The following is a 20,332-nucleotide window of genomic DNA, read 5'->3' on the forward strand; positions in this document are numbered from 1 at the left end:
TCACCCATTCTCCAAAAGCCGCGCAGAAAAGGCTTTTGGAGAATCACAGTTTATTTTTTTCTTATGCCACCAAAAAAGGATGCCCCTCTCCTGGCATCCTTTTCGGGGAATCCGTCGATTCCACCCTCACCTCATAAAAAATCATCGCAAACAACGCTTTTGCAAAAAGAAAAATAGAAATAAAACTTTAAAAGCATGCTACAAAAACATTTGTTTTGCAACACTTGTTTTATAACATTTTTTCGTTGAGTTGTCAATAATATAACAAGCGTGGTATGCAAAATTATCCAATTTGATTTTCAAGTACAGCCTTTGCTTCGGTAATGGCATCCGCAATTCCTGCGGGATTCTTACCGCCGGCCTGAGCCATATTGGGACGACCGCCGCCACCACCGCCAACCTTGGGTGCGATAGCCTTAACAAGGTTTCCTGCATGAGCACCCTTAGCCATAGCTTCATCTGTAGCCATAGTTACAAGGTTAACCTTGCCATCACACTCGGAGATAAGAACTACAACGCCCTCTCCGATCTTGGTCTTCATCTGATCGCCGAGATCTCTGAGTCCGTTCATATCAACACCCTTAAGTGATACTGCAAGAAGCTTAACGCCCTTAACTTCCTCAACCTTGTCGGTAACATCACCGAGTGCAGCCTGAGCCTCTTTACTCTTAAGTGACTCGTTCTCGCTCTTAAGTGCCTTGAGCTCATCCTGAAGCTTCTTGATGTGCTCAGCGATATCTGAAGAATTAGCCTTGAGAAGCTTTGCAGCCTCATTGAGCTTATTCTCTGTATTCTTGTAATACTCTCTTGCATTGCTTCCTGTAAGAGCCTCTATTCTACGTACGCCTGCGGCAACACCGCTCTCTGATACGATCTTGAAGATTCCCACGTGGCTTGTGTTGGCAACATGTGTACCACCGCAAAGCTCTGTTGAGAAATCTCCCATCTTAACTACTCTTACAACATCGCCGTACTTCTCACCAAAAAGAGCCATTGCTCCGGTCTTCTTGGCATCTTCCATAGACATTTCCTGAGTAACAACGGGAAGTGCCTCTGCGATCTTCTCGTTAACAAGATCCTCAACCTTCTGAAGTTCCTCAGCTGTCATAGCCTGATGATGGCTAAAGTCAAATCTTGTCTTGTCGGGATCCTGATATGATCCTGCCTGCTCAACATGGTCACCCAAAACAACTCTGAGTGCCTTCTGAAGAAGGTGAGTTGCCGAATGGTTTCTGCAAGTCTTTGCTCTGTTTTCTGAGTCTACAGAAAGCTTAACGGCTGTGCCGTTCTTGATGCTTCCCTTTACAACCTGTCCAACATGTGCAATTCTTCCGCCTGCAACATGGATAGTCTCTTCAACCTTAAACTCTGTTCCGTCAGCTGTGATGGTTCCGATATCACCGATCTGTCCACCCATTGTTCCGTAGAAAGGTGTCTTGTCTGTGATAACAGTTCCCTTAGCGCCTTCTGTAAGTTCCTCGGCAAGGCCGTTCTCATCTGCGATGGCAACAACCTTGGCATCTGCGTTAAGCTCTGTATAGCCTACAAACTCACAAGTTACGGACTCATCAAGTGAATCGAATACGTTCTTTCCTGCGTCGAGATTAGCTGAGAAGTTCTGATTGTCTCTTGCCTTCTGCTTCTGCTCTTCCATTGACTCAGCAAAGCCCTTCTCATCAACAAGAAGTCCTTCTTCCTCTGCAAGCTCAACAGTAAGCTCAACAGGGAATCCGTATGTATCGTAAAGGAAGAATGCGTCTTTACCGCCGATCTCCTTCTTTCCTTCTTCTCTTGTCTTATCAAGAATCTTCTTGAACTCTTTCATACCGTTCTCAAGAGTGCTCTCAAAACGAGCGATCTCACGAGAAAGCTCAGTAAGAACATACTCGCGGTTCTTTACAAGAAGAGGATAGCTCTCTGCATAAACCTCATCGATAAAGATAGCTGCGATTCCAAGAATCTGATCCTTGTTAAGAGAAAGAGCTCTCGCATGTCTTACCGCACGGCGAATAAGTCTTCTCAAGATATAACCTGCTCCCGTGTTTGAAGGAAGGAGCTTTTTCTCATCGCCGATAAGCATAACGGATGTACGAATATGATCGGCGAGGATACGGATAGATCTTGTTGTCTTCTCATCCTCGTTGTACTTAACGTTTGCATTCTTTTCAATATACTGAACTGCAGGTACGAAAACATCTACCTGATATACGTCCTTGGTTCCGTTAAGGAAAGCAAGGATACGCTCAAGTCCCCAACCAGTATCAACGTTCTTCTGTGAAAGAGGTGTGAGTGAACCATCGTGATGCTTCTCATACTGCATAAATACGTCATTACCAAGCTCTGTATATTTACCGCATGAGCATCCGGGACCGCAATCGGGACCGCAGTCCGGCTTATCTGCTATATAGAACATCTCTGAGTCGGGTCCGCAAGGTCCGTACTCAAGTCCCCACCAGTTATCCTCAGCGGGAAGATAATAGATATTCTCTTTCTTAAAGCCTGAAGCGATACGATACTGAGCACCCTCTTCGTCTCTGGGTGCATTCTCGTCACCTGCAAAAACAGTAGCTGCAAGGTGGTCCGCATCAAAACCGAAAACCTGTGTAAGAAGCTCAAAGCTCCATTTGCAACGCTCTTCCTTGAAATAATCTCCAAGGCTCCAGCTACCCATCATCTCAAAGAAGGTAACATGGCTCTTATCACCTACGGAATCGATATCATTGGTTCTTACGCATCCCTGAACATTGCAAAGTCTTGTTCCGAGAGGATGCTTCTTACCGAGAAGATAAGGCATAAGAGGCTGCATACCCGCAACATTGAACATAACACCTGTTGAACCGTCGGATACAAGTGAAACTGCTCCCACATCAACATGTCCGCGATCTATATAGAACTGCTTCCATGTCTTACGCAGTTCATTGGCTGTAAATTGTCTCATAATAATATATGCTCCTTCTATCCGAAAGTCTTAGAATGTAAACTTGTCGGCAAAATATGCTTCAAGCTCGTCGATGGCAACACGCTCCTGTTCCATGCTGTCTCTGAATCTAACGGTAACCTTGCCGTCTGTCTCTGAATCGAAATCATATGTGATGCAGAAAGGAGTTCCGATCTCATCCTGACGACGATATCTCTTACCGATGTTTCCACGGTCATCAAACTCGCAGTTATATTTCTTGGAAAGCTGAGTATAGATCTTCTCAGCACCCTCATTAAGCTTCTTTGAAAGAGGAAGGATACCGATCTTAACAGGTGCAAGAGCGGGATGGAAATGAAGAACTGTTCTTACATCACCCTCTCCGATTTCCTCTTCGTCGTAAGCTCCGCAAAGGAATGCAAGAACAACACGATCCGCACCGAGAGAAGGCTCGATAACGTAAGGAATGTATCTCTTATTCTGAACATCATCAAAGTAAGTAAGATCTTCGCTTGATGTCTCCTGATGTCTTGTGAGGTCATAATCGGTTCTGTCGGCGATACCCCAAAGCTCGCCCCATCCGAACGGGAAGAGGAACTCGATATCGCTTGTTGCCTTACTGTAGAATGAAAGCTCTTCCTTCTCATGGTCACGAACTCTCATCTCATCTTCTTTCATGCCAAGGCTCTTAAGCCAGTTAATGCAGTAATCTTTCCAATACGCAAACCACTCAAGATCTGTATCGGGTTCACAGAAGAACTCAAGCTCCATCTGCTCAAATTCTCTAGTTCTGAATGTGAAGTTACCGGGTGTGATCTCGTTTCTGAATGACTTACCGATCTGTCCGATACCGAAAGGAATCTTCTTACGGGATGTTCTCTGAACATTCTTGAAGTTTACGAAGATACCCTGCGCAGTCTCGGGACGAAGGTATACAGTATTCTTGGCATCCTCCGTTACACCCTGGAATGTCTTAAACATAAGATTGAACTGTCTGATATCGGTAAAGTTATGCTTACCGCAGGAAGGACAAGGAACGTTGTTATCTTCGATGAACTGCATCATCTTCTCATTGCTCCAAGCATCAACAGAGCCTTCAAGAGCGATGCCTTTCTCTGCTGCAAAGTCCTCAATGATCTTGTCGGCACGGAATCTCTCATGACACTCTTTACAATCCATAAGAGGATCTGAAAAGCTTCCCAAATGTCCACTTGCTACCCAAGTCTGAGGGTTCATAAGAATGGCACAGTCAACTCCCACATTGTAAGGGCTCTCCTGAACAAATTTCTGCCACCAAGCTTTCTTAACATTGTTCTTAAGCTCAACACCAAGGTTACCGTAATCCCAAGTATTGGCAAGTCCGCCGTAAATCTCAGAGCCCGGGTAAATAAAGCCTCTTCCCTTAGCAAGAGCTATAATTTTTTCCATTGTCTTTGCACTGTTTTCCATAACTTTCTCCATTCCTGCGAATTAAATTAGTAATTTATTTTGAAAGAAGAAGCACGATCGCACCTTCGTTTTCATCCGAAAGCACCGCTTCCTTTTTGCCGCTGACATTGACGCCCTGTGTCGCATATTCGATCTTGTAGGGAGTCTTAATTTTCACTTTTTCATCGCAAACAACAACATGCTTGTCGGCATACTGTTCCTTCCAATCATCGGGAAGCTTGTTATCTCCCGTCCCGACCATATCTGCGGATATCTCATAACCTTTCTCCTGCGCTTCGGAAAGTGTTCCGTAGAATAATGAAACACCGTTAAAGCCTGCATAATCAACTGCGCTCTCATAATTCATAACAAGCTTGATCGTCTTTTTCTCTTCGTCATATTTGATAGAATCGACGGTCACCTTTGTCGTCAGATACTCAGAGTTATAATCGGAAACCTTGGTATTTACCATCTCCGTCAACTCGTTAACATCATAGTTGGGCTCACTAAAGCTCTCACAGATATAATTCTTGACAGCGCCGTTCTTGGAAACCTCAACCCTTGTGGTATCATCAGCCTTTCCGCATGCACCCATCAATACACCGATAACAGCAATGCACATCACCGCTGCCATCTTAACTATATTTCTTTTTATCATATTTCTTTTTATCATATTTCTCTTTTCTGATATAAATGTCATATCAAATTCTCTCCAAAATATCAGTCTTTACGCAAACAAAGTTATTATATCCAAATCGTTTTTCTTTTTCAACTTTATAAAGTATCAGATACCTTCAAGCATTTCAAGACTCTTTAACGGTCTGTCTATAAACCTTCGTCTGAAATCGTCGGTTACGGCGATAAGCTGAGCCAGGACTTCGTCCTTAACGGTAAAAGAGTACAGCTTTTCAAGCGGACTTCTTACTATATAATCCATCGAGTATTTGGTTGCCTCAAGAAGATTTTTACCCTCTGGAATTCCGGGATACTCTCCTTCTATAGAAAGCGCCCTTAGCTCATAGATACATCTGACCAGCCTGTTAGGAATATTCTCATTCAAAAGAGCTTTCAAGGAAATATACAAGAGATTCAAAAGCCCAACATCTTCGCTGTTTTCTCTTGTATAGTAGCTTGCAAGCTCCAAAAGATACGTCCCGTAAAACGCCGCATCGAGATCTTGTCTGAAGCCTTCAAAAAAATTATCAATGTCGGCCTCAACTATCGTATACGATGTCTTTGATGCAAAAAGCTTGAACGTTCCAAAGCAAAAAGGTTCAACACATCCTCCGAGTTTGCTTCCGGGTTTTCTTGCACTTCTTGCAAAGGCGGTTATCTTGCCCCTGTCGGAAGTAAAAAGAGTTACTACCCAGTCGTAATCTCCCGTAGGGGAATGTTTGAGGACAATGCCTCTTACGATTACCAGATCTTCCATAGTTATTGTTACCTACTAATCCAGTGTTACTTATAGTTTTTGACGTCATAGCCAAAGCTCTTAAGCTGAGTCTTGTCATCACGCCAGTCTTTTCTTACCTTGACCCAGAGCTGAAGATTGACCTTCATTCCGACAAGTTCTTCTATATCGCGTCTTGCCGTGCTGCCTATCTTCTTAAGCATCGATCCGCCTTTTCCTATGACGATGCCCTTGTGAGAATCCCTCTCGCAGATGATCGTTGCTTCGATATCCATGAGCTCTTTGTCTTCTCTTTCGCGCATTCTTTCTATTGTAACGGCGATGCCGTGTGGAACTTCATCCTTCATGAGTCTCAGTGCCTTTTCCCTGATGATCTCGGCCACGATATTTCTCTCTGGCTGATCGGTCAGAGTATCCTCATCGTAGAAAGGAGGTCCGACAGGCAAAAACTCTTTTATCGCATTCATAACTTCGTCTATATTGATCCTGCGAAGTGCCGCAGTATGAACAACTTTGGCAAAGTCCATATGACTTCTGTATGCATCCTCAAACTTGGAAAGGTTCTCTTTATCGACCGTATCTATCTTGTTGATAACAAGGATAACCGGCTTCTTGCAAGCTTTAAGCTCTTCGATGATTCCTTTCTCACCGGCGCCTATAAAGGTGCTCGGCTCAACAAGCCAAAGTACAACGTCGACTTCATCAAGAGTGCTCTTGGCGACCTTAGTCATGTACTCACCGAGCTTGTTTTTGCTCTCATGAATACCCGGTGTGTCAAGAAAGATCATCTGACATTCATCGTCCGTGTATACGGTCATTATTCTGTTTCTGGTGGTCTGTGGCTTACTTGAGGTGATCGCTATTTTCTGCCCGATAAGTTGATTCATGAGAGTCGACTTACCGACATTGGGACGACCTATAAGTGTCACAAAACCTGTCTTGAAATTATTTTCCATCTTTACCTTCTGTATTATCCTGAGGTTTATTATCCTGCTGCTTCAATGCTGCATTTCTCTTTGCCGGATTCTTCTTATTACTGCGTTTAATAATAAATACAACTATAAATGCAACGATCGCAAGGAGCAAGAGCTGAGGAATATGGATAACGAACCAGATAAAGAATTCTTTAAGTCCGATTCCTATTGAGCGTAAGCTCTCCATAAAGCCTTCGCCCATTCTCTCAAACGCGCCCTTTTCCTCTGTGGGTGAGTACTTGGCTACTTCCTCTATGCCCAAATAAACCGTACTGTAATTTACTTTATTGTCATAAGTACGAAGCTGTGACTCAATGCTCTCGAGCTGATATCTTACATCGGAAAGCTTGTCCTGAACAGCAATAATATCTTCGATCTTTTCAGCAGATTCAAGAATTGCAAGAAGGCTCTTTTCCTCTGCCTTAAGAGCATTTTTCCTGCTCTCAAGATCCACATAGCTCAAAGTAACGTCTTCTACATTGGAAGATTTACTTGTGATGTTGGATGCGGTCTCAACAGTCTCAATAAAGCCGTTAAGCTTATCCGCGGGAATTCTTATCGTGTAATTAGCTGTTCTGACTATCTGTCCCGAAGAATATCTGCTTCCGTTGTATATATTGCTTGATTCCACGTATCCGCCAAGCTCTGTTACCCTAGCCGTTATCTTGGTTATAGTATCATCAAGATTCTCCGATTCAGCAGAAATATTCACTGTAGTAATGAGTTTACGAGTCGGATCCGATACCTGTCCCGAAGGCTCCGAGCCTTCGCCGTAATCGGCGCTCTGCTCATTGCTGTCCGCTTCAGCCATCTCGTAAACGCCACCCGCTTCTTCGGGGGCCGCATTCTTGCCGGCAAAATACTGAGTGTTACCGCTGCTTGAACTTCCGCATCCCGATATCACAATTGCAAAAGACATTAAACAAGCTAAAACAATACCAACTCTTTTTTTCATGATCAATTCCCCCGTGGAATAATAAATCATCCCTTGTTTACAAGTTGCTCGATATTATCAAACAGTTTCTTACTCTTTTCAATCTTATCCGCTGCACCGATAACGCACAGGCACTCGTCCGCCATAAACGCATCGACATATTCGGCAAGACCTCTTATCGTCTCCTTGGTCGTTCCAAGAAGCTGATCTCTGTTCCTTTGAATATTCTCCATCTTGGCATTGCACATATAAGCTGTAAGCCCGTACGTACCCTTTCCTGAAGGAGTCTTGGGCGTATCAAGATCCGATATCGCACCTATTATATACTGAAGGATAACTCTGTCATCCTCATCAAAGTTTCGAAGATACTCGGAAGCATTTTCAAATACCTTGATACTGTTGTCGAGATTGGGATCTCTGTAAGTCACAAATGCGGCGTCGCCGTTCTTGGCGTAGCTGCTCATGCAGCCGTAGGCGCCTCCCAAAACTCTGATGTTCTTCCAAAGATAATCATACCCCATCATTACCTTGAGAACTCTGAGTGCACCGTTATATACAAGTCCCTTGGTCGCAAAGTTACCTGCGCGGCACACATACTGAACCTGCCCTGCAGTCTTAAACGCCTCATTCTTCTTAACAGGCTTAAACACAAGCTCTTTTTTATCATAAGCTTCCGTAATAAGACTGTCCGCAAACTTCTTGCTCTGCTCCGGAACACCCTCGTATTCGGCCTTTGTTCCCGTTACATCGACAAGAAGATTTTCGGGTCTGAAAATAGCCTTGGTAAGCTCTTTAAGCGTACCGGTAATTTCTTTCGCTCCATCCTTTGTTTTGAACTTTGCAATTAGCTTCTCCAGATGTCTGAAATAGCCGATCCCGCTCACGCTGTCCGAAACTATAGCCGCAGGTGACACATAACTCATTGCACGAATTGCCGCGGTCTGATGTCCGGCAGATGCAAGATCTGACTGCATTCTTGCATACTGCTCATCAAGGATCTCGGAAATTCTCTTTTCATCATCAAAAAGAGAATTAATAATGATCTCTTTTACCAGGTCAAAAGCGTAGCTTAAATTGCCGTGAAGGACTTTTACGCTGACTTCAAATACCGTTTTAAACTTAGTAGGATCGTCGGCGTCTGTGTAAGTACTGATAGCTCCGCTTATTCCGCCTGTCCTGATATTGATCTCGTTATAAAGATCTTTATATGTATAATTCTTGGTATCGAGCATTCCGATCACCTTCTTCAAGGTGGCCGCATAAGGAATCATCTCCGACTCGATATTTTTAAGATCAAAAACAAAGGTTATATAGTCGATTCCGTTGGTGAAGATATCATGGAAAAGAACATCCACACCGTTCTCATTCTTTTTCTCAAAAACAAACTGTTCGGATGTTTTCTTTAAGTCTTCAAGCTTAAGAAGCGGAATCTTTTTAAGATCCTCCGGAGAATCGGGAGTATCCTGATACTCTTTAAGCTCCCTGGTCTCTCTGACAATTGTCTCGATCTCTTCTTTGCTTAGCGAATCCTTGTAATCCGAAAGCTTCTTCTTAAGCTCCTCATCCTTTTTTGCTGAAAGGCCGGGCTCGGGCTCAAGCATAACTATGGTTCTGTGAGTGTTATCAAGAAGATATTTTTGGATAAGCTCCTCGAAATAGCGCCCCTCAACTTCCTTCTTAAGCTCGGCAAAAGTTTCATTGGCTTCAACATTGATCCAAGGAAGATTGTCATCGTAAAGCCAGCTGTCGAAGGTCTGAAGTCCATACAAAAGACCCTTTGGATACCTTCCGAAATCAGCCTCTCTGTACTTAAACTCATCGTAGCTGAGTCCTGCCAAAAGAGCCTTCTTATCGATTCCGTTTTTGACCTGATTTTCCAAAACTTCTCTTATTGTCTCAACGAATTCGTCCTTCTGCTCCTTGTCGGCATTCTTGGCAATTATTGAAAAGATTGGCTGCTGAATACTGTTGTCATACTCACTGTAAACATCCTGTCCGATCCCTTTGTCGATAAGCGCCTTCTTGATGGGCGCTCCCGGTGCTGAGCAAAGCGCATAATCCAAAATGTCAAAAGCAATGTAAAGCTTTTTATCAAGTGTGGATCCGACGCTGCAGTTATATGAAAGATAAGTATTTCTGCTGATCTCGTCATCAGAAAGAACTGAATATTTCTTTTTGATCTCTTTAGGCGCATCAAAGGCAGGCTGTCTTCCGATAGCGGAATCAACCTCGATCTTATCAAAAGCTGAAAGATAAGCTTTATCAATATAATTAAGCTTCTCTTCCATATCCATATTTCCATAGAGATAAATATAGCTGTTGGAAGGATGATAATACTTCCTGTGGAAATCAAGATAATCCTCATACGTAAGTGTGGGGATCACATCGGGGTCACCGCCCGACTCGATTCCATATGTTGTATCGGGATAAAGAGAAGCCTGAATCTCTCTTGAGAAAACATCATCCGCGGATGAAAAAGCTCCCTTCATCTCGTTGTAAACAACTCCGTTTATCGTAAGCTCGGAGGACTCATCCTCCATCTCATAATGCCAACCTTCCTGGCGGAAGATCTTTTCAGTATTATAGATATTCGGATAAAAAACCGCATCAAGATAAACATGCATAAGATTCTGAAAATCAGTATCATTGCAGCTAGCTACGGGATATACGGTTTTATCCGGAAATGTCATCGCATTGATGAAAGTATTGAGTGAACCCTTAACGAGTTCAACAAAAGGATCCTTAATAGGGAAATCCCTTGATCCGCAAAGAACGGTGTGCTCTATGATGTGAGCAACTCCCGTCGAGTCCTTAGGCGGAGTTCTAAAGCCTATTGCAAAGACTTTATTCTCATCATCATTGGACAAAAGAGCTACTCTGGCGCCCGTTTTCTTATGTCTATAGACGAAGCTGTCCGAATTCAGATCGTCTATTCTTCTGCTCTCGACAAGCTCGTAAGCAGGTACATTTAAATTCTTCATTATCGGTTTCGTCCCCTCATTTGTTTTTTATTTATATGTCGAAGTCATCCCCTTCTTCCAACTGAATATCAAAATCATCGCTGAAAGTATTACGGGATGCATCTTTATTATCTACATCATTTTTATCTTTTCTGTTGAGCGCGATCTTACCTTCAAACTGCGGTACCTTCTTTTTGGGTCTTTCGCGCTTTATCTCGTCTGAATCTGCCTCAGTCTCCTTGGGAAGTACCATTCCTTCCGGTACAAAGAAAGGCTCTTCTTCCTTAGGTGCTGCCTGCATCTGTTCTTCTCTTTCTGCTATCATCTTTTCTCTCATTTCGGGAAGTGTTAATTCACGATCTTCTGGAATATCCTCAGAAGACTCTTCTTCCTCGGATGCCTCGTCTTCGTATTCTTCAGCTTCTTCGTCGACGTCCTCTTCGTATTCTTCGTCGGCAGCCTCTTCCGGCTCTTCGTCGGCGTCCTCTTCCGGTTCTTCGTCGGCGTCCTCTTCCGGTTCTTCGACAGCATCTTCTTCTACTTCTTCATCATATTCAGTAGAAACGTCAGTCTCTTGCTCTTCGTATGACTCATCATCGCGCTCGGGTCTTACAACTTCAGCTGTGCCCGTTCCAAGTGAAGCCTGCGCCTCAGGCTCATATTCTTCTTCATCCGCTGGTTCCATCGCAATAACCGAAGCAACGCAAGCGATAACAAAACCAAATAGAACGGTCAACATAAGAGCGCCGCTCATCCTGGTCGATCCCAAAACAGGAGTTGCCGCAAAAAGAATGACTATTGACAAAAGAATCGGTGAAACCTTGTCAACTTCGGTGTTTTTCCAAAAGCCAACAATAATTCCAGACATCACAATAAATATTATGAAATAAATGAGCTTAAAATCCGCAAAAGTCCAGAAAGCATCATATGAATTTACGTTGTGGAAGAAATATCCGTACCACTTGCCAATAACGGTTCCAAAGCCTGCCGCTCCGCCCTCCTGGAAGATCATAAGGAAGAACGAAATTGCTGCGCCCGCAATAACGAATATTAATCTCACAAGCTCTTTTCCCACGGTACTGTTTCGTAAAATAAGTACAGGAATAAGAAGCGGAAGCACTGCGATAAAAGTTCCCGCATCTACATAACCCATAAATCCTATAACAGCTCCGACAATTACATACCAGATGATACACAGATTGCCGGTATACGAATTATCGGAAGCTTTTCTAAGAAAGATCGCCACAAGCAATAGCTCTATTCCAAACATGCACAAGAAAAGAGGATCCGTCGTAAGCGTAAGTTCTTTAAAGCTTTCAAGGAAAGGCGGCAAAAATGCCACAAATCCGGCGTACACTAGTGAAGCTGTTTTGCCCAAAAGGAGCTTAACGGCAATTGCCGAAAGGATTATGAATATACATGATAAAACAGCGGAAAAAATATACGCTATAGACATTCTGTTGCCGGTAAAAAGTAAGATGCCGCTCAGAATTTTAGAAAAAGTAACAGATAAAAGACCGTTGTCCGGAACCTTATTTGTTCCGCCAATGACCGCATTCTCATATAAAGAACGTTGTCCGGAAATTTCTGCGTTTGAATTGGCAAGCAAAAAGAATCTGGTAATAAATCCACCGACAACAATACATATCATCAGCACGGTATATATTACGTCAAACGCTTTCTTTTTGTCTAGTTTGTACAATTCAAGAGAATCGCTCAGATTTCCGAGGAAATACGTGAGCGTATTCATAATTGCTATACCGAGAACAGTAAATGTCGCGGTATATAAAATGATATTGCTTTCAGGGAAAAGTCCTGATTTAAAGCCGGATCCCGCCACCATAAGTACATTGACGATCACGAATAAAACCCAGATGATTATTGCCGGCAATTTATGCTTAAATTTCATTTTCAGAACTCCCCTTTTCGCAAATTTTAGTTTCAGTTACTCTTCAGGCTCTTCCCAGTTATGATAAACAGCCTGCACATCATCATCCTCATCAAGAAGATCAAGGATTCTCTGAAGATACTTAACTGTCTCGGGATCAGTTACCTGAACATAGTTCTGAGGGATCATTGTAACCTCAGCAGAAGCTGTCTCAATGTTCTCTTTTCCGAGCGCCTCAACTACAGCCTGGAAATTCTCAGGTGTTGTAAGGATCTCGTAGCTGTCATCTTCCTCGTTGAAATCATCTGCGCCTGCGTCAAGAACAAGCATCATAAGATCGTCTGAAGACATGCTGCAAACTTCTTTATCGATAAGGATCTGACCCTTGTTGTCAAACATGTATGATACGCAGCCGGGAGTACCAACGTTACCGTTGCCCTTTGTGAATGCACTCTTTACGTTGGCTGCTGTTCTGTTCTGGTTATCTGTAAGTGCCTCAACGATGATAGCTGTTCCGCCGGGGCCGTATCCTTCGTATGTAATGCTCTTGTAATCTACTCCGCCTTCTGCGCCGGAAGCCTTTTTGATACCACGCTCAATAGTGTCGTTGGGCATGTTGTTGGCCTTAGCCTTGGCAATTACGGTTGCAAGCTTAAAGTTATTATTTGGATCGGGTCCGCCTTCCTTAACCGCTACCGCGATTTCTCTACCGATGATAGTGAAAATTTTTCCCTTTGCCGCATCATTCTTTTCTTTCTTATGCTTGATGTTGGCAAATTTTGAATGTCCTGACATAAAAACTTCCTTTCGTAAAAATTCTATTTTGCTATTTCAACTTCGTCGTCCTGCTCTGCGATCTCCTCCTTCGGGAGCTTCTTCATAAGCACACTCTGTATCTTATGATTTTCAACAGAAAGAATCGTGAAACTATAGCCTTCAACATCGACGCTGAATTCAACGTCATCTTCGGGTATCCTGTCGAGCTTGGAAATAAGGAAACCGTTGAGAGTCTCAAATTCTGTATCCTCAAAAGACATCTCGAATTTCTTTTCAAGCACTTCAAGCGGTGTCATACCGTCGACAATGAACTCACCCTGATTCTTGGTAGGTTTGATGTAATCCTCATCCTCGTCGTATTCATCAAGGATGTTACCCACGATCTCTTCAAGAATATCCTCCATCGACACAAGACCGGCCGTCTGACCGTACTCATCAATAACGATGACCATCTGCGTCTTGGAAGACTGCATGTTATGGAAAAGAGAATCGATATTTCTTGTCTCGGGAACAAACTTGGGCTGACGAAGCAATCCCTTGATCTTCCTGATCGGAAGGTCATTGTCTGTCTCCTCCGAGAGCTTCTTCATCGCATCTCTTATATGCATGATACCTATGATGTGATCGATGTCATCAAGATACACGGGGAATCTTGAATTGTTCGTATCCATCATAAAGTTGACTGCCTGTTTAAGCGTAAGGTTGGCATCTATTGCAACCATTGCGTTTCTGTTGGTCATGATATCCTGAGCCTCTTTATCCGAAAACTCAAAGATATTACTGATCATGTCGGCCTCAGTCTCCTGAAGCACGCCCTGTTCCTGACCTTCGGAAACCATTGACTTGATCTCTTCTTCGGTCACATCGTCAAGATTCTCGTCTCCTCTTACTCCAAAGAGATAAAGAACCGCACCGGAAAAACCGTGAATCAGAAGAACAAACGGGTAAAAGACAATCTGCAGGAACTTAACGGGATAATAGCATGCATACGCCCATCCCTTTGCCTTCCTGCCGGCAAGCCTTGCAGGAATAGCTATTCCAAAGCACATGATAAAAAACACGATAACAAAGCATGTTACAAACCATACAATTGCGCTCATGCATAAATTGTCTTTAAAACCGAAAAGGTATATAAGGTACTTGGCTATTCCCGTCACAACAACGGCGCCGAGCAGCATATTTACAAGCATGCAAACGAGCTGAATCGCTTCATCAAACATATGTCTCTTGGGGTTTTCCAAAAGACGCAAGATTCCGCTTTTCATTATGCTCTTTTTCTCTTGATTGTCTTTTTCAACATCATCTTCTTTGACATGCGCTATTGCCACACAAAAGCCGTGAACAAAGATATCCGCCAAAAGAATTATGAAAAACAAAAAAATACTGACAGAAGGCAAGCCTTCGTCCATAGTCCGTCCTCCTATAATATAAAAATCTCCCGAAAACCACGGAAAGTACCAAATTAAAATATATCATATTTTTGTCAGTTGTTCAAAAACGCTTCTTCGCTTCGGTATATTGAACGTTTATCTCTTGGAGTGCCGCGGTATCACCGTCCATGTTGTCGGGATGATAGAGCTTTACGAGACTCTTGTACTTGCGCTCTACGCTCTCTTTACTGTTGCAGCCGGCAAAGAAATTGAAGGATCCGACGTTCACGGTCTGCCGTGCACCGGAGGATGCACTTTGCGAATCATTCTCGGAATATCTTCCTCGGCGAGAATGATCCTCTATATAATCTTCGTTATATTCATCATCCTCGTAATCTTCCTCATCATAGTACTCGGGATCTTCTTCCTCATACTCTTCATCATATTCATCTACACCGTATTCATCATCGTTATATCTGTCATATCTGCGGCGATCTCTTCTGCGACCATGCTTTCCGCGAAAATAGTCGCGCTCACTGTCTTCATAGTCATCTCCGTCCAAGTCTTCTTCATCCTCGTAATCTTCTCCGTAGAACTCGTCAGCGGTCCTGCGTTTTTTTCCTTCTGCATTGGCAGCCTCTTCGTAGCCGCCCTTTTTAAGCCAATTGGCATACTTCTTCTCGTAATGTTTTTTGCCTGATTCAGGGAACATCTTGTAATAGCGTCCCATAAACTGCTCGGTAAAAGATTTTCCGAGGATAGCCCTAAGCACGTAGATTACAGCATCTATCGCCACGGCAATAAACAACACAATTCCGTATGATTCAAAAACCGTGATCATAAGAAGAACCGTCGCAACGGGAATCAACATAATAACAGTAAATAGGATCAGGAAAAAGAAAGCCACAGAACCCTTAAACGGATAGACCTCGCTCATCCACCACGTCTTGACGTTAATATAAGTATCCATGACATTCTTGCTTCCGATTATCAAAAGCTTCTCCGCTTCGTGCTTGATACCCTCACTTGCCGAACTGCTTTCGGTAATGCTTATAAGCCCACCTATGTTTCCGGTCACCAGAATAAATAAGTTGAGAACAAAAAGAAGCGCCACGCATACAGCCGTTACGGGCAAAAGACAAACCAAAAATTTAAACAGCTTAAGTATAAGCCCCAAAAACCATGAAAGCATGGAAAAAACAGCTTTTAACACCGATATAAAAAGACCTGCGACAGTTCCCGCCGCCATCGACAATAACGAAATCATCAGATATACTCTGCTCCCTTGCAAAACATTTCTTCTCAAATTTTATACGAAATAAAGCCCCGTGTCGAGCAACATATTTAGCCTTGGTACTCGACACAATCACTTATAAATGATAATGTTTATCTATCGAAATAACGCATATGACATGAAAAGAGGAGACTTTAATAAAATGGGGATAATCAAGAAATTCTTCAAAAGGCACCGCGCACTTATCTATTTTGCAGCACTGATACCGTTTTTCGTATCCTGCTACGGCTACTATATAACAGGTAAATTCTCGTTTTGGGAATTCGTATATGCAGCGATCGCCGTCTACTTTGTAAATCCCGTATCCGAAGACGTTAATGCTTTTATATTATTCGGTGAGATCACATCCGTGATCGTTACCGCAAGCATCATCTTAAGCGTCCTGAAATACGCTTACGCCAAGATCGAACACTTTTTTATCAGATTACGAAAAGACTCAACGGTTGTATACACAGACAATGACCTTGGCTACGCCCTTGCTTCGTCTTTAAAACACGGATACGCTACGAAAAATGACTCCCGTCCCGAGAAGGTAAAAAACCACATCGTGATGTTTGAAGACGATGCCAAGAATATCACATTTTACAGCCAGAACGAGACAAGATTAAAAGATCAAAAAGTATACATGATGATGTCCGAGCTTGATTCCACGCTCCTTAAGGCAACAGACACATCCGAAGCCGATCTTCACTTCTTTAATACAAACGAGCTTCTGGCGCGAGATTACTGGAAAAAATACAATCTGTACGACCACAAACGCGACAGCTTTAAGATCGCGATAATAGGTGAAAATGATGTTGCCGAAGCAATCTTTAAATACGGTTATCTCAACAACCTTTATACTTTGGAACAGTCTTTTGAATATCATATCTGGGGACTCACGGGCGCCAAGGCTACCTTCATCGGTAATCTCCCGACTGAAAACAATGATAAGATCATAATCCATAAGGAAAGCCCGTTTGAATCATGCGATTCCTTCAGGAACATAGACAGAGTGATCTACTGCCACGAAAACAACAGCATCGACATGATACAGATGATCCTCTATGTCAATCCGACTGCAGAGATTCATTGCTATTTCAAAGAAGAAACAAGCTACGAAGATATCTACGATTCTGACAAGATCATTACCTTCGGAGCTCTTGACGATCTTCTTACGGAAGAAAGCGTTAAAAACGAGAGTCTGTATCTTCAGGGCAAGCTCTTCAACTACGACTACTCCCTCAGATATTCCGAAAGAACCGCACCTTCCGACTATAAAAATGAGATGGAAAACGAGTGGAAAAAACTCAGCGGATTTAAAAAGAGCTCAAGTATCGCCAGAGCCGATCATTACTGGATAGAAATGAAATTAAAAGAAGACGGTATTCTCTCGGACGAGGACGAAGACGCACTCAAGATCGAGCATATCAGATGGAGTCGCTTCCACTTTATAAATCACTGGTCTTACGCTGAAAAAAGAGATAACGAGCGAAGACGCCATAATCTTCTCGTTCCTTACGAGCAGCTTGCCCGGTCGGAAAAAGAAAAAGACGGCATCTATGATGCCTTGATAAAAAAAGATATTGAAAGACTCATTTAAATATTTTCAATAAAATGCGCCGATGGCTTAACCATCGGCGTTTATTATTATCTTACAAATTTTCTGGGCACACGCTTATTAATATCGCATGTAAGCTCGTAGTTAAATCTTCCGCTCATTTCTCCCAAAAGCTCAGCGGATATCTCCTCTCCGCTCGTTTTGTCTTTTCCAAGGAGAATTACCTCATCGCCCTCTTTTGCTTCGGGGATATCCGTTACATCGACCATAAACTGATCCATACAGACTCTTCCAAGAATCTGAGCTCGCATTCCTCGTATAAGAACGTACCCTTTGCTTGAAAGGCTCCTTGGATAACCGTCGCCGTAGCCAACGGGAATCGTCGCAATCCTTGTATTCTTATCGCAGACATGCGTTCCGCCATAGCTTACGGGCGTTCCCGCAGCAACCTCTTTTATCATGACTATATGACTTATAAGCTCCATAACAGGCTTAAGATCCACAATATCCTTAGGCACTTCTTCAGAAGGCCACATTCCGTACATAGTAACGCCGGCTCTTACCATATCCATAGAAGACTCGGGAACGGCTATTATACTTGCGGAATTCGCGCAGTGATGAAGCTCGATCTTTCGTCCGAGCTTCTCTTCGGCATCACTTACAAAACCCGCAAACACGAGCTCTCTTTCTTTTACATTGGTAAGATCCTTCTCATCCGCTCTCGCAAAATGAGTAAAGATGCCTTCTATCTTTAAAGACTTCTCTTTTTCCGTTTCCAGAACAAAAGAGATTCCTGTATCATCCGGATGTATTCCTATTCTGGACATTCCTGTGTCGACCGCTATATGTATGGGCGCAGGCTCATTTAACGAACCTTCTTTAAGAAGCTTGTCAGCGCACTGCGAAAGCTCTTTTACCATATCAGCTCTGAAAACAGTGGGTCTGATCCCCTCTCTTAGCATTCTCTCGTAAGCATAGGGAAAAGTGTATCCGAGAATGAGAATTGGCTTATTTATGCCGTTATCTCTAAGCTCAAACGCCTCTTCAGCGGTAGCTGTCGCATATCCCCAGATATAATCTTTTGTTTCGAGGTCCTTCGCGATCTCCACACTTCCGTGTCCATATGCATCTGTCTTAATAACCGCCATGATCTTGGTACCCTCAGGTATATTGGCGCGCATGGAATCAAGGTTATATTCCACCGCCGAAAGATCGATCTTGGCGCAAACTCTCAAAAACTCGTTCTGCATTTTATTTCAGGATATCCTCCAATTCATCAACTATATCCGTCGCGGTCATTGACAGCTTTCCGTGCTTTCCGGCCGCGATATTGCCGGCTGCTCCGTGAATGTAAGCGCCAAGGCATGCCGCTTCAAATCCGGTAAGCTCATAGCCTAAAAGTGCACCTAAAACGCCAGTAAGCACGTCTCCGCTCCCTGCCGTGGCCATTCCGTCATTGCCGCTCATATTAATATAAATCTTTTTCGCATTGCTGTCACTTACGATGCTGCGCGCATCCTTGCAAATAACCGTGCAGTGAAGCTCATTGGCAAGCTCCTTGGGATACTCAAGAAGATGCTCCTTGCAATCGGCTACGCTTGTATTGTAAAGCCTTGCAAATTCGCCAAGATGCGGCGTTATTATGAGCTTCTTACCTCCAGCCGCATAGTTGGAAACAAGCCCCCTTAAGTTCTTGTCATCAGCTATTATATTGAGCGCATCCGCATCCGCAACAATATCCTTGTCGTAATTTTCAAACAGTGTCCTTACAAGCTCAATACCCTTGCCGTCCGTTCCTATTCCGGGTCCAATTATCGCACAGGATGACCATTTCATAGCTTCAGATAATTTGGGTAATATCGGCTCGAAGTCCTCATAAGTGTTAAGAAGAGCTTCGGGCAAAAGAGTCTTCACGGCATCGGCGTTTTCGGCCGCCGTAAATACCATCACCATACCTGCTCCCGATTTAAGGCAAGCCCCCGCCGCCAAAATACATGCTCCGCTTATTGTCTTGGAGCCTGCAATAACGAGGACTTTTCCGTTTGTACCCTTATTGGAATCTTTTTTCCTCTCAGGTAAAATATCCTTCACTTCATCGTCATACCAAAAGAATGTCGGTTCTTTGGTCAAAAAGCTCTCATCAGTGATCCCGGCGTCTTTAACAAGAAGTTTGCCCGTATATTCGCATCCCGGATACAACAGATGTCCTATTTTCACCTGATTGAAAGTCACGGTAGAATCAGCCATCACGGCACAGCCCATAACTTTGCCGTTGTCAGCGTTTATTCCCGAAGGAATATCTACCGAAACAACGAACATGTCATCAAGTCTCTCTTTTTTGCAATCATTGATGTAGTTAATGGCATCCTCAAAAGTGCCTGTAATATTCCTTGATAGGCCTATACCGAACATTGCATCTACTATGATATCCCATTCGGCAACGCTTTTGTTGTCTCTTATATTGGAAAAAGTGTCAGTGGTTATTCCGTAGCTTCCGCAGATCTTAAGCTGCATCAAAAGAAGGTCGCTGCATTTGGTCGGATCACCGATAACGCACAGATTTACAAGATAGCCTCTTTGCTTAAGAAGCCTTGCGATACACGCTCCGTCTCCGCCATTGTTACCGACTCCGGCAAATACGAGTGCCCTGCGTTTTCTTGTGATCTTTCTTTCCTCAGCGTATCTGTCTATCTCATCGCACACCGAAAGTGACGCCCTTTCCATAAGGATCTCGGTCTGGACGCCGAAAATCTGCGATGTGTTTCTGTCGTACTGCTTCATCTCGCTGCTTGTTACTGCATATCTCATAGTAGTTTTCCCCTTTTTGCGTTTTTTCTTT

Annotated in this window: 14 protein-coding genes; 1 reads left to right on the forward strand and 13 read right to left on the reverse strand. The window is 43.4% G+C overall.

Features of this window, described 5'->3' with window-relative positions; genetic code table 11:
* Positions 1–283: 283 nt before the first annotated feature.
* The 11 genes from alaS to D6853_RS14185 form a co-directional block, all read right to left on the reverse strand.
* Positions 284–2,938, reverse strand: a complete 2,655-nt coding sequence (alaS, locus tag D6853_RS14135; RefSeq protein WP_120658653.1) for an alanine--tRNA ligase — start codon at positions 2,936–2,938, stop codon at positions 284–286.
* Positions 2,939–2,968: 30 nt separating this feature from the next.
* A complete protein-coding gene (locus D6853_RS14140; RefSeq protein ID WP_120658654.1) occupies positions 2,969–4,366 on the reverse strand; it encodes a glycine--tRNA ligase in 1,398 nt (465 codons plus the stop codon).
* A gap of 34 nt (positions 4,367–4,400) precedes the next feature.
* Positions 4,401–5,045 (reverse strand): hypothetical protein, encoded by a 645-nt coding sequence (locus D6853_RS14145; RefSeq protein ID WP_120658655.1) that lies wholly within the window; start codon positions 5,043–5,045, stop codon positions 4,401–4,403.
* Between the two features lie 84 nt (positions 5,046–5,129).
* Positions 5,130–5,777: a DNA repair protein RecO gene (recO, locus tag D6853_RS14150; RefSeq protein ID WP_120658656.1), complete on the reverse strand. Its 648-nt coding sequence runs from the start codon at positions 5,775–5,777 to the stop codon at positions 5,130–5,132.
* A gap of 26 nt (positions 5,778–5,803) precedes the next feature.
* Entirely contained in the window at positions 5,804–6,712 is a 909-nt protein-coding gene (era, locus tag D6853_RS14155; RefSeq protein ID WP_120658657.1) for a GTPase Era, read from the reverse strand.
* On the reverse strand, positions 6,702–7,685 hold the full coding sequence (locus tag D6853_RS14160) for a DUF4349 domain-containing protein (RefSeq protein WP_158588770.1): 984 nt from the start codon (positions 7,683–7,685) through the stop codon (positions 6,702–6,704). Before D6853_RS14160 ends, era begins: the two co-directional genes overlap by 11 nt.
* A 26-nt stretch (positions 7,686–7,711) precedes the next feature.
* Positions 7,712–10,645, reverse strand: coding sequence for an insulinase family protein (locus tag D6853_RS14165; protein ID WP_120658659.1), 2,934 nt, complete (start codon positions 10,643–10,645; stop codon positions 7,712–7,714).
* Between the two features lie 31 nt (positions 10,646–10,676).
* A complete protein-coding gene (locus tag D6853_RS14170; RefSeq protein WP_120658660.1) occupies positions 10,677–12,533 on the reverse strand; it encodes a hypothetical protein in 1,857 nt (618 codons plus the stop codon).
* Positions 12,534–12,569: 36 nt separating this feature from the next.
* Positions 12,570–13,307 carry a YebC/PmpR family DNA-binding transcriptional regulator gene (locus D6853_RS14175; protein WP_120658661.1) on the reverse strand — a complete coding sequence of 246 codons (738 nt, stop codon included), beginning with the start codon at positions 13,305–13,307 and terminating at the stop codon, positions 12,570–12,572.
* A gap of 23 nt (positions 13,308–13,330) precedes the next feature.
* Positions 13,331–14,698 (reverse strand): hemolysin family protein, encoded by a 1,368-nt coding sequence (locus D6853_RS14180; RefSeq protein WP_120658662.1) that lies wholly within the window; start codon positions 14,696–14,698, stop codon positions 13,331–13,333.
* Between the two features lie 82 nt (positions 14,699–14,780).
* Positions 14,781–15,926 carry a hypothetical protein gene (locus D6853_RS14185; protein WP_147367777.1) on the reverse strand — a complete coding sequence of 382 codons (1,146 nt, stop codon included), beginning with the start codon at positions 15,924–15,926 and terminating at the stop codon, positions 14,781–14,783.
* A gap of 169 nt (positions 15,927–16,095) precedes the next feature.
* Here D6853_RS14185 and D6853_RS14190 point away from each other — a divergent pair, with 169 nt between their 5' ends.
* Positions 16,096–17,535, forward strand: coding sequence for a RyR domain-containing protein (locus D6853_RS14190; protein ID WP_158588771.1), 1,440 nt, complete (start codon positions 16,096–16,098; stop codon positions 17,533–17,535).
* A 47-nt stretch (positions 17,536–17,582) separates the two neighbouring features.
* On the opposite strand, the gene alr is transcribed toward D6853_RS14190, so the two are convergent.
* Both alr and D6853_RS14200 read right to left on the reverse strand, forming a co-directional pair.
* Complete coding sequence (alr, locus tag D6853_RS14195; protein WP_120658665.1) at positions 17,583–18,743, reverse strand: alanine racemase; 1,161 nt, start codon at positions 18,741–18,743, stop codon at positions 17,583–17,585.
* Position 18,744: 1 nt separating this feature from the next.
* Entirely contained in the window at positions 18,745–20,301 is a 1,557-nt protein-coding gene (locus tag D6853_RS14200; RefSeq protein ID WP_120658666.1) for an NAD(P)H-hydrate dehydratase, read from the reverse strand.
* Between the last annotated feature and the right edge of the window lie 31 nt (positions 20,302–20,332).

The sequence above is a fragment of the Butyrivibrio sp. X503 genome (assembly GCF_003625475.1).
In the GTDB taxonomy this organism is placed as follows: domain Bacteria; phylum Bacillota; class Clostridia; order Lachnospirales; family Lachnospiraceae; genus Butyrivibrio.